Source organism: Novosphingobium sp. TCA1 (assembly GCF_009811895.1).
GTDB classification, from domain to species: domain Bacteria; phylum Pseudomonadota; class Alphaproteobacteria; order Sphingomonadales; family Sphingomonadaceae; genus Novosphingobium; species Novosphingobium panipatense_A.
This window is the reverse complement of record NZ_BLJH01000018.1, coordinates 73,003-87,831: the sequence shown is the minus strand read 5'-3', so window position 1 is coordinate 87,831 and position 14,829 is coordinate 73,003. Positions and strand designations below refer to the sequence as shown.

Genomic DNA, 14,829 nt, shown 5'->3' with positions numbered 1-14,829 from the left:
ACATAGCGTGGAAGGTACGCCAAACAACGCTAAGGACGAACAATCAGCGAACGCTTAGGCTGCGCGGCTATCCGGGGGTAGATTGAGAGCCTTGCGGCCAGCGGAAGCGGCGGCTCTATCCCAGAGGAAATCGCCGGAGAAAGCAATGTGCTCCCAGCCTACCGGGGACGTATGGGCAAGGAGATTATCAGGCACCGGGGCAGACGTAGATCGCAGATGCTGGACGGCGACGTCCATGTAGATCGTGTTCCAATAAACGATCGCGGCGATGACCAGATTGAGGCCGGACGCCCGATATTGCTGGGCTTCATGGCTGCGGTCGATGACGCGGCCCTGCCGGAAGGTGTAGATCGCCTGCGTCAAGGCATGACGTTGTTCGCTGTTGTTGAGGCCCGCATGGCACCGCTGGCGCAGATCAGGATTTTCGAGCCAGTCCAGCATGAACAGGGTACGCTCGATCTTGCCGATTTCTTGTAGCGCGACGTCGAGCTGGTTCTGCCGTTCATAGGCGGCTAGCTTTCGCAGCATGACCGACGGCGTGACATGGCCGGCCTTGATCGACCCTACGAGGCGGAGCACGTCATCCCATTGTTCAGCGATGACGTCGGTGCGGATGCGCTTGCCCAAGAGCGGAGCGATCGACGGATAGGCCGTTACCGGCGCGATTGGCGCAAGCCGCCTGTCGGGAAAGTCGCGCAGGCGTGGGCAGAAGCGGAATCCCAGCATAGCGCATAGGGCGAAGACATGATCGGTCGCCCCGCCGGTGTCAGTGTAATGCTCGACGATTTTCAGATCGGTTGCATGGCTCATGAGGCCGTCTAGGACGTAGGGAGCCTCATGTGTTGCGGCCGAGATGACGTTGACATGGTAGGGCGCACGCTGATCGGAATTATGGGTGTAGAAGCTGAAGCCATGATCGACGCCATAGCGGGCGTTGATGTCGCCCCCCGATGCGCCACGCTTTGCGCCCCTGAAGAACTGGCCATCGGAACTGGACGTGGTGCCGTCGCCCCAGACCCGCGAGAATGGCAGGCGGTGGTGTGCATTGATAAGGACGGCCAGCGCCGCGCGGTAGCTGTCGTCACGAATATAGGCGTCATGGGTCCATAGAAGCTGATCGCGCGTGACGCCCTGGCTCGCGGCCGCCATGCGCGACAGGCCGAGATTGGTGGCGTCAGCGAGGATGGTGGCAAGCAGCGCGTTTTCATTGGGGCACGGCTCGCCGGTGCGCAGGTTGGTGAATGCTGCGAGAAAGCCGGTTTCCTGTGCTACCTCATGCAGCAATTCGGTGATGCGGATGCGGGGCATCATGGCATCGAGCCGGTGGGCCAGGGCGTCGGCATCGGGCGTGGCGATCGTGCGAACCGGAGATATCTGGAGACGGTCGTCACGGTATCGCACACCCTCCAGGGTGTCGCGCTTCAGGCGCTGGGCAAATTTCTTCAGCCGCCATTCCAGCTCGCGGCCTCGCTGTTCTAGCCATTCGCCGGCAGTCGGCGGCAAGCCGAGGGCGGACACGATCGGCTTCGCCTTGGGTTCGCTAAGCAGGTAACTGTCGAACCGGCGATACCCTGCCGATCGTTCCACCCAGACATCCCCGGAGCGCAACTTGTTGCGCAGATGCGCGATCGTCGCGATCTCCCAAAGCCTCCGTTTGATCTTGCCGTCATCGCCAACAACGATTTTCCGCCATTCCTTGCGGAACGGCATTGGAGCGTCGGCAGGCAGATCGCGTTTGCCCGACCGGTTGAGGGCGCGCAGCATCTCGATGGCGGCGATCGTTTTCGCGCTACCCTTCCCGGCGCGGAACTCAAGCGCCTCAAGCAGGTCGGGCGCGAACTTGCGCAACGTCGCATAGCGATCGGCCGCAACTGTCAGCGGGTCGAGGCTGGCGGTCTCCGCGATCGAGGCCACCTCCGGCCTCGCCTTCAGGAGATTTGTCCATCCGACCGATGCGTCCAGCGCGTCCAAGGGATCTTCGCCGGTGTCGACCGCCTCGGTGAGCGCGTCGATCGTCCTGCGGAAGATCAGCATCAGCCGCGCCACGTTCTTCGATGTGGTGGCATAGCTACGCGCCTGAGCGTTCTTCGCGCGGGTGAAGATGCTGCCGATCAACTTGTCCGCCATCTCCAGGGCGCTGTCCGTCAGCCGTTCTTCGAGATCGAGCAGAAACGCAACCAGCGTGGCGCGACGCCGGGAGGGGATATAGCGCTCGATCATATAGGCCGGCGAAGCGCTGCCCTCCCTGACATATTGCCGGAAGCGATCCGCATGGATGCGGCCAGCCACGTCCGGGGGAATGCCGATCTTTCGCACTTGCCTAAGGTGGTCGAGAATCTGGCGGATGTGATCGGGCTTGGCCGCGACGGGGATTGTCTTGAGCATAGCGAGCTGGCTCATGCCGCCGGCATCGTCAAAGAGCTGATCGAGGGCGTGGACCTGTTCGGCGCTGAGATCGGCGATCAGGGCATAGGCGGTTTGCTTGCGGGCACGCGCGCGTCCCGCGCTGCTGGCGCGTTCGATGGTGGAGATCGACGGCAACAGAATCCTGGCCTCGCGCAGTGAGGTGATAACGCCGTTCGCAATCGTCATCCCCTTGTCGGTCGCCCATGCCATTTTCGCGGCCGCCTCTATCATGAAGGGAATGTCTGCGCGGGTCGGCCCCCGAAGGCCCAAGCTCGCCGCCAACTCACGGGCATGGTCCGTCATCGTCTGATCCCGCGCAGCATAGTCGGCCAGATCCGTTACGCGCAGGCCGAGTTGCTCCGCGACAAAGGCGGCGAGTTCATGGGGAATCGCTCCCCTGTCGCGTACCAACTGCGCGAGCGTGACGCCGGGATGCCGCAGAAGGGCGAGTTGCAGCGCGACGCCCAACCGGTTCCCTCGTTCACGTCGCGCGCCGATGATCTCCATGTCCGAAGGCTCGAAGCTATAGAGCCGGGCCAGACGGTCGCGGTCGGTCGGGATGGCGAGGATCTGATCGCGCTCGCTTTCGGTCAGCAGTTGATGCTTGCGCTTGGTCATGCCGATTCCCGTCCACAAAAGGTCATTTGCGCCTATGGACAGCGATGAGTAAAGAGACATAGTATGTGGACGGATTTGGATAGGGCGAAGTGGTCGCGCTTCAGAGCGTCCACAGAACGGCCATTTTGGAGACGCATGGCATGGGCGATATTCTGGGCTATGCCCGCGTCAGCACAGGCGACCAGGATGTCGCAGGCCAGATCATGCGTCTGGAGAAGGCCGGTGCGATAAAGCTGTTCACTGATGTCATGTCGGGCAAAAGCATGGAGCGGCCCGGTCTCGCCGACCTGATCGCCTATGCCCGCAAGGGCGACACGCTGGCGGTGGTCCGGCTCGATCGGCTCGGGCGCTCGCTCAGCGAACTGCTCACCACGGTCGAGACGCTGCACGGGCAGGGCATCGCGCTCTTGAGCCTGGAGGAGAAGATCGATACCTCATCGGCCGCCGGCGAACTCATCTTCCATGTGTTCGGCGCGATCGCCCATTTCGAGCGACGTCTGATCTCCGAGCGGACCAGGGACGGCATCGCGGCTGCGCGTGCCAAGGGCAAGCAACCTGGCCGTCAGCCGCTCGACATGGCCAAGGTGTATGCCGCGATTAAGCTGGTCGAAGCTCGCATCTCCCCGACAGAGGCTGCACGACAACTCGGTATCGGTCGATCAACCATATATCGCGAAATGCGCCGTCTCGGCGTGGAAAGGCCCGCCTGAATGTCCAGACCGAAATCCGCCCATGATCTTTCGGGCCTGATGAAATACGCGGATCGTAAGCCCTGGGATGAAGCGATGGCCGAAATGCTGTCCGCGCACCTCGGTCCGGCGTGCGAGGCAACCGGACTTGAGCCTGACGCCATATTCGAAATCATCGGTGATCACTGGCAAGGGCCGCTATGGGGCTGCGCCTTTGAAGATCTGCTCACGCAGGAAATGGAACCGGACGGTGGCAATCTGGTCGATGACTATCTCAAGCGCCGGGGTTGGAACGAAAAGGCGCCGAACAAAGCCTACATGCGCGCGCTACGCGATACGGTCATGTCGCTCTATGAGGTCAGCGAGGTCGTCCCCGGCCAGTCAATGACCTTGCGCGATCTGCTGCGCGACGCTTCCCCGGTGACGGTGCGGGAACACGGCGCAACCCAGACCCTCGTCAACTGGGACAAGGTCGCAGCCAGAATTGTTGACGTGAACGGTCGCTACGGCATTTCCGGAGCGCTGTTGCCGTTCAGCGCTGATGGCGCCGCGCGCGTAATCGGCGCATTTTCTCGACTTGCGGACGATGCACAGGACACTGTCGGATTGGACCCACTCGACCAGGACGCTCTCCTGCGGGCATCTGGACCGATGTTCACAAATATGTGGCTGCTCGATTGCCTGGGCAAGGCGATGCCCGGCAGCACTCCGGATATGATTAACGCCGATGGCGATGATCTTGTGTTCCACCGGATCGTCTTCCCCCTGGCAAAGGGCGTAATCGGCAAGAGCGTGTCTAGAAGGCTGGACGCAGCCTCCTGGCTTGAACCTGCCAGCGACAGTTTCTGGAACTGGTTGGCGCCGGTGACGAAGAAGAGGAAACCACGAACGACCAAAAGCGGGCAGGCTTTTGTGACAACTATGGAGGACGGCACACCCGTTTTTGCCAATGTCGAGTTGGCGGGACGCAAACTGATCGTAGAGGTCAACAGCGCCGCCCGCGCGGAGCAGGCGATTGCGCAAATAGGCGAATGGCTTGGTGATTGCGTGAGCGCACCCATGACCGAAATCCGGACTATGGCCCAGTTCATGGCCGATGATGCCGCACGCGCTCCGCTGGAAGAGCCGCTCGATATCCCGCCGGACGAAATGGAGCGCATCGTTCACGACATGCTGACCCGTGAATATGTGAAAACGCTTGACGAGCCGGTGCCTGCGCTTGGTAACAAGTCACCACGCGCTCTGGCCCGCACCAAGGCAGGCCGACCGAAAGTCGCCGACTGGCTCAAATATATAGAGAATGGTTCGGCAAAATCCGGTGCGGGCGATCCGATGGCTACCTATGATTTTACGTGGATGTGGAACGAACTGGGTATCATCGATCTCCGCTGTTGACCGCCATCACACTGCCGTTCCTGCACTGTTCTCCCTTAGCGTTGTCTGGCGTACCTTCCACGCTATGCCCTCAAGTTTGCCTATATGCTCCTTCAGCTAATCGCTGAGATTGCCGACGAAAAAGGCCGGGCAGGTCCGAGCGTTGCTGTCAACGGCGCGGCGATGCCGGTGCGGGATTGGCTTTGCGACGGTCTAGTCCCGATGGCGCAGCGCGACGCACGCCGACGCTCAACGGTCCAAGCGGTGCGCGAGGACCTCGAGAAGTCGAACGCGCTCCCTGTTGACGCCACCAAAGCCGATCTTCTCATCGAGCAGAAGGTGCGTGAGCGCGTCCGCCGCTCGGGCCGTTGCAACGTTAGCCGGGCAGTCTCGGACCTTGTTCGGGCCGGGCTGCTGCGGCGCCATTATCAAGGCTACCGCGTCGATCATGAAAATCGTGGGGCGCAGCGCGAGGCGGTCTACACGATCGTACCTGACGCGCTCGCAGCCCTACGCCGATAATCGACCCACCATCCAGCACCAGTAAATCGGCTGCCGGCCGGCGCCCTCGTTGTGCGAGCCGAGCCAGCGTGACCGCCGCCTCAAGGAGAAGGCAGCTCCCGCTGACTTTCGAGAAGCGCGAGCTGGTTCTGAATGATCTGCAGCGCAGGGCGAACGACGTCGAGCAGTGCCTCTCCGGCAGGAGTTAGCGACAGACGTCGGGTGGTCCGTTCAAGCAGCAGAATTTGGTGCCGGCCCTCCAGTTGCTGCACCGCCCGGGTCAATGCCGACTGCGATACGCCGAGCCGCGATGCGGCTTTCGTGAAGCTGCCCATTTCAGCCACCGCGGCAAAGGCAACCAGATCAGCTAGGTCGTCCCTGGACATACGCTAGCGCCGGCCAACAGGAGTGCCGCTCGCCGAGCCGTTCGCCGTATTCTGCTTTTCTGTATGGAGAAGCCAGCTGCCCCTCATCCGCGACATCGCGCGCAGTTCGTGCTCGACGACGGCCCGTCGCCGTAAGGCCTGGCCTCCGCTTCGCTGGCTGACCAGCATGCCGGGCGGAGCGCGCCGCGTTCGTTCAGCGGGACGACGGAACGTCCCGCACCGGAAACTACCCATGTCGCGGAACTCGGTTTATATGCGTCACGCATACACTATCACGCGGTCGATGTCTATGCGTCACGCATATAAAATCGGCTATGCAATGCGCCTCATCGGAGTGCCCAAGCTTGGAAAGGGCTCTCCGCCCTCGAAAGGAGATCGCATTGAGCAGCTTTCCGACGGTGAAAATGCGCCGCCTCCATTGCGGGGCCTAGCATGATGCTGTCGTGGCTCGATGTCGCTCTGTGTGCGCTATCCTTCGGCTTTGGTTTCTCTGCCAACCAAGGGGGCACATGCCTGGTCGCGGCTGCTGACGAGTTGGTCCGACGACACCCTCCAAGAGTTCTCATCGGACTTATCGCAGCATCTGCAGCTGCCGGCCTCACTGCCGTGCCGCTCGCTTGGACCGCCGCGACCGACGGACCATCGATCACCGCAGCCGGCATCCATATTCCTCTCGTGGTGGGTGCCGTTGCTTTTGGCATCGGAGCCCTCGTCAACGACGCATGCCTGTTGGGATCGCTCGCTCGTTTGGGGGACGGGGAAATACGGCTCTTGGCACTGCCATTCGGATTGTCGGCCGGCATCCTGCTCATTGACCAGGCGCGACTTGCTCCCTTCGCGACGTGGCCGAGCCCGCTTTCGACGCCGAGCCTGCTGGGTACGGTCTGCCTGCTGAGCTTTCTGATCGTCCTGACGCTGGCATCGATCAAGCTAACGGCCACCGAGCCTCTGCTGCCTAGGGCACGATGGCCACTGGCATTATCGATGCTGGTCCTTGGAGCGACCGGCGGCGCGCTTTTTGCGCTGTCCCCAGCCTGGACCCTCGCGCACTTGTTGCAGCACAGCCTTCTGCTCGGGGATATGCGCACCGGAATTATCGCATTTCCGGCCGTTGCTGCGTCGGTCTTGGGCGCACTGGCCGCCTCGGTGGGTCAAGGCACCATGCGCCTGCAAACGCCTTCGGCTCGTGACCTCGTCCGCACCTTCGGCGGCGGCCTTCTCATGGGAATCGGGATCGCACTCATCCCCGGCGGAAACGACGGCTTGATCCTGTCGGCGATACCTGCGCTGTCGCCAGCCGGATTCGCGGCTGTCCTCACGATGACCGCTACCATATTGCTTGGCTTGATCGGACGCCGCAGACTGACCCGCGGCGGGCGCATCGATCCTCACCGAACATAGCTGCTGATCAGACGATAGGCCTTGGCCGGTCCCGTCACGTCGATGATGGTCTCGAATGCGCTCGGCAGCGCAAGAACATAACGAACCTCGTAAATGTCGTCACCGCAGTGGTGGACGTCGTCAGCTACCAGGCGTTCGCCGTCCAAGGCTTGGAAGGTCAGACGCACGAAGTCGCTGCCTATCGTCGGCCCATCCGCGAACGCGACCGTGAAGCCTCCTTCCGAGGGCCGATAAGAGTAGCGCCGGTGAGACGACAACTCACGGCCGTCTCGCAATCGAAGCGTACCGCACTCCCGATATGCGAAAGCGCCATCAGGTCCAGGCTCGAAGGTCGCCTCGCCATGGAGCTGCGCCCCGACACCTCTAATCTCGCGATCAAGCTGCCAAGCGCCGCTCAGACTTCGAAGGAGGCTGGGCCCTTCAATCACGGCGAACCGTCCTCCTGCGTTTTTTACACGCGCTGACGGGCTTCAGGCCTATGACCTGAAGCGCGAGCATGCGTCCGTCACGCCAACTGCGCCGGTCGCCGCTCGACCGAATTGAAGAACAGAACGAGCGACGCTGCGAGGAGGACGGCGTCCTTCAGCAGGAACTGGCCCGGCGCGGCCGAAATCGCGGGGAATCCTCCTGCGCTGGCTTCCGCGACGCCCGGCGTGGTGACGAAGAAGGTCAGCGTGATCAGATAGGTGGCAACGGACATCAGCGCACCCAGCGCCGAGAAGATCGGTCGAAACGCGCCGATGGCAAGAGCCGCGGCCGTCGAGAGCTCGATGACCCCGATGAAGTAGCTCTGTCCCTGCGTTCCGAACATGCCGAGCCAGCTCATCAGTGGGCTATGCCCGATGAACGGAGCGATCCCGTCAGCCTCGTACATAGTGAACTTCATGGCACCGAACCATAGAAAGACCAGGACGAGCGCCCATCTCAGTAGCGCCAAATCCTTTCGGTTTTGCTCGGCAATATGGAAGCGGTAGCGGTTCAGAAACGGCATCTGAAACTCCTCAATGAAGATGATGTTCGTTGTGTAGAGACGAGTGGCTCAATGGCGCCGCGCGCCCATCGGGCAGCCAAGACATCGTGCCTGATCGCAGAAGCGGCACGTCGACAGCGCGCTCTGCGGATCGTCGAGCAGCGAAGTGAGAATGGTGTTGGCGATCCGCTCCAAGACCGCGCGGTCCTGGTCAGGAACCCGAACCAGCAAGCCGGCGACCGCTGCATTTCTCAGACCGAGAAGTTTGGTTCGTTCGGCCTGACCCCGCCGCGTGAGCGTGATATGCGCGACGCGGCGATCGGACGGCGACTGTGATTTTCCTATAAAGCCTTGATCATCCAGCCGCTCGACCACGCGGACCGTTCCGGCGTGTGAAAGGCGAAGGATCCGGCTGATCTGATCGATCGACATCCCCGGCTCGTGACCGATCGCGATCAGCGCGGCTGCGGTTTCCCCGCCCGCGGTAAACGCTTCGGCGATCGCGATCCGCACCCGATCGGACACGGCCTGAGAGAGCGCGCCGAAGACGTTGATCAGTCGATCTGAGGGCTCGTCCATCATCAGCATGACTCGACGGGATATATGCGCCACGCATACACTTTCAATCGGCCCCTGTCGAGTTCGAACCGGAAATAGTTGCGCCGATAGTTCGGATCACGTCTCGTTGGACGAGGTTACGAGGATCGCGAGCCCGGCGCAGAGACGACGGTCAGGCCTAGGGTCGTCCGAGCGTCGGCGTCCCGTCGTCCGGTCAGCTGTCCAATTTGCCCATCTCGAGCGCTGTATCGGCCATGCGGGTCGCAAAGCTCCACTCGTTGTCATACCAAGCGAGCACGCGAACCAATCGCTTGTCGACAACGTCGGTCTGGGGGAGCGCGACGATCGATGATTCGGTCCGATGGCTCAGGTCGATCGAGACCAGCGGCTCGGTTGTGACGGCCAACACGCCCTGCATCGATTCATCGGCAGCATGCCGGATGGCTTCGTTCACTTCTTCGATGGTGACGTCGCGCATGGCGGACACGGCCAGGTCGATGACCGACACATTGGGGGTAGGAACCCGTATCGAAGATCCGTGCAGCTTGCCCTTCAACTCCGGCAGGACGCGGCCGATGGCGTTCGCTGCGCCCGTCGACGTCGGGATCATCGAGAGAGCGGCCGCACGGCCTCGATACGGGTCCGAGTGGACGGCATCCAAAGTGGGTTGGTCCCCGGTATAGGCGTGGACCGTCGTCATGTAACCGCGCTCGATACCGAACAGATCGTTCAGAACCTTCGCCACGGGTGCGAGCACGTTCGTCGTGCAGGACCCGTTCGAGACGATCACATCCTCGGGGGTCAACATATCGTGATTGACCTTGAAGACGATCGTTTTGTCGGCGCCATCGCTGGGCGCGGAGACGAGAACACGCTTTGCCCCCGCGCGAAGATGTGCGCTCGCCTTGTCCTTCGAAGTGAAGAACCCAGAGCACTCCAGCGCTATGTCGACGCCGCATCGCTGATGAGGCAAGTCCGCGGGGTCGCGCTCCATAGTGACTTCGATCTTTCCGGAGCCGACGTCGATCCAGTCGGCGCCGATCTTGATCTCGCCCGGGAAGGGACCGTGAATGGAATCGTATTTGAGAAGGTGGGCCAGGGTGCCCACCGATGCGAGGTCGTTGATGGCGACCACCTCGATATCCTGACGGCCGAGCTCGACCATCGAGCGCAATGTCAGGCGACCGATGCGCCCGAAACCGTTGATCGCGACCCTGACCGTCATGCGCATTTCCTTCGGTTGCTGAAATGGTCACTGGCAGCGGGCATCGCCTCGCTACTGTTCGGAAGACATTTGAGACTCATGCCGGCGCAGTATATATATGCGTGACGCATAGACCTAGTCGTAGGCGCCTAGCGGGTCAATATCGCAAGGCGGGCGAAAGACCGAGGCGAACACCAGACAGTTCCTTCGCTACCGATAACGCTGGCACGCATCACGCGAAGTGATGGCCCGAGGGCAGGACAGGAGACGAGAGTATGTCTGACCTTGAAGCTGAAAAGGCTCTCGCGGCTGCGCGAGCGGTTGATGAAGTCCAGAACGGCATGGTTGTCGGATTGGGGACAGGCAGCACGGCGAACTACGCGGTAAGATACCTTGCCGACCGGATTGCCAACGGGCTCCGCATCACAGCGGTGGCAACCTCCCGAATGACCGAAGTCTTGGCCCGCAAGCTGGCCATACCACTGACCTCCATGGAAGGTCTCAGCTCCATTGACCTCACAATCGACGGCGCCGACGAGATCGATCAGCGTTTGCAGGCGATCAAGGGAGGTGGGGGTGCCCTGCTGCGGGAAAGAGTCATTGCCGCCGCGTCGGCCCGCGTCATTGCCGTGGTTGATTCCAGCAAGTTTGTGACGCGGCTGGGCCGTTTTCCGCTACCGGTCGAGGCATTTCCATTCGCTACCAAATTCGTCGGCGCGCGCCTCGCTGATCTCGGAGGCCCGGTGACTCTCCGAATGAAGGACGGCCACCCATTTCTGACCGATCAGGGCAACCACATTCTGGACGTTTCGCTTGGGTCTATTGCCGATAGTCAGCAGACCGCGCTCGCGATCTCAGACATTCCGGGCGTCGCCGAGCACGGCCTCTTCCTCTCTGAGATCGACACCGTCGTTCTTGCCCACGGCGGCATGGTCGAACTTCGACACGCGGAGCGGTTCTGATGCCCACCCAATGGCTTGCATCGATTGATCGCACCCCACGTCGTCGATGAGATGGAGGAAAACAGCACGAGACCTGGCGTTCACTTAGCTGTCATAGCCGCCGCGTATCACGCCGCTCGACAGCCCGTCGCAAATTCTGGAGAGCCGGACGGCTGCCATATCGCCGTAACAGCTTGATAATAGGGGAATTACCAGCATTCGAGCCGTGTGTGTCAAACCGCGCCGAAGCTTGCTGTCTATGCGCCACGCACATATAACGGCGCGAATGGATGGACCTCGAGACCGTAACGTGTTCGGGGCGTTCGCACTCATGATCAGCGAGGACATCGTTCGCGCTAGTTCATCGCGGGCGCCCGAAGAAGGACCTGCCGCTTCGGCGCTGGCGCTGATTGCGCACAAGCCCGGGCTTTCGGTGAGAATGCTCGCGATTGGCGTAGGCTTGTCGCACGCGGCGGCGGTCCGTCTTGCAGATCGCCTCACCACCCAGGGACTGATCGAGAGCCGGGCAACCTCGACCGACGGGAGGGTCCGCTCCCTGTATCTGACCTCGGCCGGTCAGGAGGCCAGCGCCGCGGTCCTGGCCGCGAGAGATGAGGTGATCGCCGAGGGGTTATCGATCCTCAACAAGGGCGAAATGAAGTTTCTGGCTGACATTGCCGAGCGCGTGCTGCGCGCCCGCCTGGAGAACCTCGAGCACTCGTATCGCATCTGCCGCCTATGCTGCTACGAAGGCTGTACCGACTGCCCTATCGACGCCGAGCTGCACGAGCGGGGGCTGGACCGCGCGTAAGGGGCCGCGTCCATCCGGATACGTGCCGGCTTAGTGCTGCGCGATCAGGTAGGCCGCCAGGAAGCCAAGAACCGTGATCAGGCCTATGAAGGGAGGCGCATTCTCGAATGCTTCGGGGATCATGGCCTCGGCCAGCATGGCTAGTACCGCTCCCGCCGCGAACAGGAGGATCGCCGGCTCCTGCGCCGATGCCGAACCGAGCAGGAAATTCCCGACGGCGGCGGCGAGCCCGATGAGCAGCGGTATTCCAATCCAAATCGTATAGACGTACCGACGCGAGCGCCCGGCCTGCTTCATGCCCGAGGTACTCGACAGCCCCTGGGGCACGTTCGCTAGAAAGAAGCCCGCGATCACCGCCAGGCTGATCGTGCCGCCGCCGGCGACTGACATCCCGATCACCAGAGCCTCGGGGATGCCGTCAAGCACGCTGCCTACTGCGATCGCCGATCCACTGCCGTGATGCTCTGCCTCGTTCGGCTGCTCGACGCATTCGCCGCAGCGTTTCCGGTTCTTCGCGCCGCGGCTGGCGAGATACCAGTTTATGCTGCTGAATACCGCCGCACCTGCCGGCAAGGCGACGGTTGGCCACAAATCCGCCCCAGCCGCTTCCGGCCGGACGACGAGTTCAGTGGCTATCACGGCAAACAAGACCCCGCCGCCAAAGCCCATGACGGCCGCCACCATTCGATGGCTGAGCTTGCCGAAGAAGGCGTCCGCAACGATCGCGCCCAAAAGCAGCCCGCTGCCGGACACTAGGCCCCACAAACCGGCAACAACGAACTCAGGGATCGGAGAGCCCATAGAAGCTCAGGCTCCTTCAAATGATGTCGAGGCGCAGGATCGCTTGCTTGTGCATCCCCTGGCGATCGAACGCGCGCGTGACTGGCGGCGTTGCCACATCCTCACCGTTATCGATCCAGGCGCCAGCTTGGACGCGCGAAGTGGCAGCTATACCCCCTTGGGTGTCGGACGAGGTATTTCTGATGCTCCGGCTCGGCTTCCCAGAAAGGCTCTTCGGGATTGATCTCGGATAAGACCGGCCCTGGCCATCGACCTGACGCCTCGATCTCGTCGATCGTGGCCAGGGCAACGTCCATCTGACGCTTGTCGGTATAGAAAATTGCGGAGCGATAGCTCGGACCGACGTCGCTGCCTTGCTGCTCGTACGTCGTGGGATCGTGGATCTGAAAGAAGAGCTCCAGCAGGGAGCGATAACTCAGGACGGCCGGGTCGAAGACCACTTCCACCGCCTCCGCGTGACCATGATGATCATCGTAGGTCGGGTCCGCGGTCTCCCCGCCGATGTATCCGACGCGTGTCGAAATGACACCCCGCTTCCGGCGCAGCAGATCCTCCATGCCCCAAAAGCAGCCGCCGGCGAGTATCGCTCGCTCCGTACGGCTCGTCCCATCTCCGGCATCACTGTCGCTCACAGACCGCGCGCCTCCTGATCGATCCTGTCCGTCCTCCCCGGATGCCATGGTCATGCTACCGACTGGGAGCTGGGATGGGGGCTGGGCGCATCGACGAGCTCGGTTTGCACATCGGATCCGCGAATGAGCGTCAGATCGACGGGGCAGCGATCGGCGATCTCGAGTATCCTAGCGCGCTGTTCGTCATCGAGAGGCCCCTCGAGGACGATCGTGCGCGTGAATCTGTCTGGCGGCATCATGTCCGGCACCTTCTTGTGCTCGACCCTCGTGCTCGCCCGTTCGAGCGGAAACCCCTTCCGGTTCGCATAGAGACGCATCGTCATCACCGTACAGGCAGCAAGACCTGCCGAGACCAGCTCATATGGCGACAGACCGCTCCCTAGTCCGCCGACCGAGGCTGGCTCGTCCGAGTAAATCGTATGCTCGCCGCTGCGGACCTTGAGCTGGAACTTGCCTGCCAACGTTTCGATCGCCTCGACCCCATCCGCAGCCTCGACCTGCGGAAGATCGGCTACGAGGGGCGGCAGGTAGCGGTTCGCCCAGCTTGCCACCATCGCTGAAGCGAAGTTCGCGTCGGCGGCATCGGCGAGGAGATGATCGGCCATATCGAGCGACACGAAGCTCTTCGGATGGCGAGCGGCGACGAAGATGCGCGACGCATGCTCGACCCCGACCACCTGATCGATGGGGGAGTGCAGGACGAGCAGGGGGCGACGCAGGGCAGCGACCGCCTTCTCCACGTCCACCTCCTCGACGGCGTCGATGAAGCTGCGACGAATGAGAAAGGGCCGGCCGGCTATTTCGACCGACGCTTCGCCGTCGCGCCTGACGGTGTCGAGATCGTCGGCATTGAAGACCTTCAGGATATGCTGGAGCTCCGCCGGCGCGCCGATGGTCGCCACGGCGACGATCTCAGGCAGATCGACCGCAGCCACCAATGCGGCGGTTCCACCGAGGCTGTGCCCAATGAGGAGGGAGGGGGTCATTCCCGCGGCCGTCATCGCGTTCGCCGCGGATTTGAGATCCGTGACATCCGAGGCAAAACTGACTGCCTCGCCCTGGGCGCCGCCTATCCCGGTGCCAGCAAAGTCGAATCGCATGACGCCGATGCCCGCCCGCGACAGCGCACGGGATATATGGACAGCCGCTCGGCTGTCTTTCCCGCATGTGAAGCAATGGGCGAAGATTGCCCATCCACGGGGAGTCCCTTCCGGCGACTCCAGGAGTCCGGAGAGAAGCCTGCCCTCTTCGTTTTTGAACGTGAACGATCTGCCCGGCACGTCGATACCTCCCGTCATATCAGGGCGCTGATCGACGATCTCCGCCAGCCCGCAAGAGGGGCGATCGCCACCGCCTCGCGTTTCATTGGGCCGCACAGCATCGGGCATCGGCACCTATCACTACAGGACATGCTTTTTATATGCGTCACGCATATAGACAAGCCCTAACCCGAAAACTATATGCGTCACGCATACTTCTCCAACGCCGTCGGTCCAGATCGACGCTGCGGGAAGGCTTGCGACAGACACATGGGCCG

The 14,829-nt window shown here is 62.1% G+C and carries 15 protein-coding genes; 6 read left to right on the top strand and 9 right to left on the bottom strand.

The features are described from left to right. Nucleotides 1-54: 54 nt before the first annotated feature. Complete coding sequence (locus NTCA1_RS18885) at nt 55-3,024, bottom strand: Tn3 family transposase (RefSeq protein WP_159831426.1); 2,970 nt, start codon at nt 3,022-3,024, stop codon at nt 55-57. Nucleotides 3,025-3,164: 140 nt separating this feature from the next. On the opposite strand from NTCA1_RS18885, the gene NTCA1_RS18880 reads away from it, so the two are divergent. From NTCA1_RS18880 to NTCA1_RS18870, 3 genes are all read left to right on the top strand, one after another. Continuing rightward, nucleotides 3,165-3,734, top strand: coding sequence for a recombinase family protein (locus tag NTCA1_RS18880; protein WP_159831425.1), 570 nt, complete (start codon nt 3,165-3,167; stop codon nt 3,732-3,734). Then, nucleotides 3,735-5,108, top strand: a complete 1,374-nt coding sequence (locus tag NTCA1_RS18875; RefSeq protein ID WP_159831424.1) for a hypothetical protein — start codon at nt 3,735-3,737, stop codon at nt 5,106-5,108. A gap of 84 nt (nt 5,109-5,192) precedes the next feature. Then, nucleotides 5,193-5,609, top strand: a complete 417-nt coding sequence (locus NTCA1_RS18870; RefSeq protein WP_159831423.1) for a hypothetical protein — start codon at nt 5,193-5,195, stop codon at nt 5,607-5,609. Nucleotides 5,610-5,689: 80 nt separating this feature from the next. On the opposite strand, the gene NTCA1_RS18865 is transcribed toward NTCA1_RS18870, so the two are convergent. Next, the gene (locus NTCA1_RS18865; protein WP_159831422.1) at nt 5,690-5,974 is read right to left on the bottom strand and encodes a LysR family transcriptional regulator; all 285 of its coding nucleotides are present in this window, start codon (nt 5,972-5,974) and stop codon (nt 5,690-5,692) included. Nucleotides 5,975-6,406: 432 nt separating this feature from the next. Between NTCA1_RS18865 and NTCA1_RS18860 the strand changes: the two genes are divergently transcribed. Further along, a complete protein-coding gene (locus tag NTCA1_RS18860; RefSeq protein WP_159831421.1) occupies nt 6,407-7,375 on the top strand; it encodes a YeeE/YedE thiosulfate transporter family protein in 969 nt (322 codons plus the stop codon). Here the strand turns inward: NTCA1_RS18860 and NTCA1_RS18855 are convergent. From NTCA1_RS18855 to gap, 4 genes are all read right to left on the bottom strand, one after another. Further along, nucleotides 7,363-7,803, bottom strand: a complete 441-nt coding sequence (locus NTCA1_RS18855) for a DUF6314 family protein (protein ID WP_236549456.1) — start codon at nt 7,801-7,803, stop codon at nt 7,363-7,365. The genes NTCA1_RS18860 and NTCA1_RS18855 overlap by 13 nt on opposite strands. A 77-nt stretch (nt 7,804-7,880) precedes the next feature. Further along, nucleotides 7,881-8,366: a YkgB family protein gene (locus NTCA1_RS18850; RefSeq protein ID WP_159831420.1), complete on the bottom strand. Its 486-nt coding sequence runs from the start codon at nt 8,364-8,366 to the stop codon at nt 7,881-7,883. Between the two features lie 48 nt (nt 8,367-8,414). Beyond that, nucleotides 8,415-8,927, bottom strand: a complete 513-nt coding sequence (locus NTCA1_RS18845; RefSeq protein WP_159831419.1) for a MarR family winged helix-turn-helix transcriptional regulator — start codon at nt 8,925-8,927, stop codon at nt 8,415-8,417. 190 nt (nt 8,928-9,117) lie between these two features. Beyond that, a complete protein-coding gene (gene gap / locus NTCA1_RS18840) occupies nt 9,118-10,128 on the bottom strand; it encodes a type I glyceraldehyde-3-phosphate dehydrogenase (RefSeq protein ID WP_159831418.1) in 1,011 nt (336 codons plus the stop codon). A gap of 254 nt (nt 10,129-10,382) precedes the next feature. Between gap and rpiA the strand changes: the two genes are divergently transcribed. Then, nucleotides 10,383-11,069: a ribose-5-phosphate isomerase RpiA gene (gene rpiA, locus NTCA1_RS18835; RefSeq protein ID WP_159831417.1), complete on the top strand. Its 687-nt coding sequence runs from the start codon at nt 10,383-10,385 to the stop codon at nt 11,067-11,069. A gap of 310 nt (nt 11,070-11,379) precedes the next feature. After that, nucleotides 11,380-11,859, top strand: a complete 480-nt coding sequence (locus NTCA1_RS18830) for a MarR family winged helix-turn-helix transcriptional regulator (RefSeq protein WP_236549455.1) — start codon at nt 11,380-11,382, stop codon at nt 11,857-11,859. A gap of 30 nt (nt 11,860-11,889) precedes the next feature. Here NTCA1_RS18830 and NTCA1_RS18825 read toward each other — a convergent pair whose 3' ends face one another. From NTCA1_RS18825 to NTCA1_RS18815, 3 genes are all read right to left on the bottom strand, one after another. Next, nucleotides 11,890-12,660, bottom strand: a complete 771-nt coding sequence (locus NTCA1_RS18825) for a ZIP family metal transporter (RefSeq protein WP_159831415.1) — start codon at nt 12,658-12,660, stop codon at nt 11,890-11,892. 107 nt (nt 12,661-12,767) lie between these two features. Next, entirely contained in the window at nt 12,768-13,292 is a 525-nt protein-coding gene (gene msrA, locus NTCA1_RS18820; protein ID WP_255490540.1) for a peptide-methionine (S)-S-oxide reductase MsrA, read from the bottom strand. Between the two features lie 50 nt (nt 13,293-13,342). Continuing rightward, nucleotides 13,343-14,680 (bottom strand): bifunctional alpha/beta hydrolase/OsmC family protein, encoded by a 1,338-nt coding sequence (locus NTCA1_RS18815; RefSeq protein ID WP_236549454.1) that lies wholly within the window; start codon nt 14,678-14,680, stop codon nt 13,343-13,345. Between the last annotated feature and the right edge of the window lie 149 nt (nt 14,681-14,829).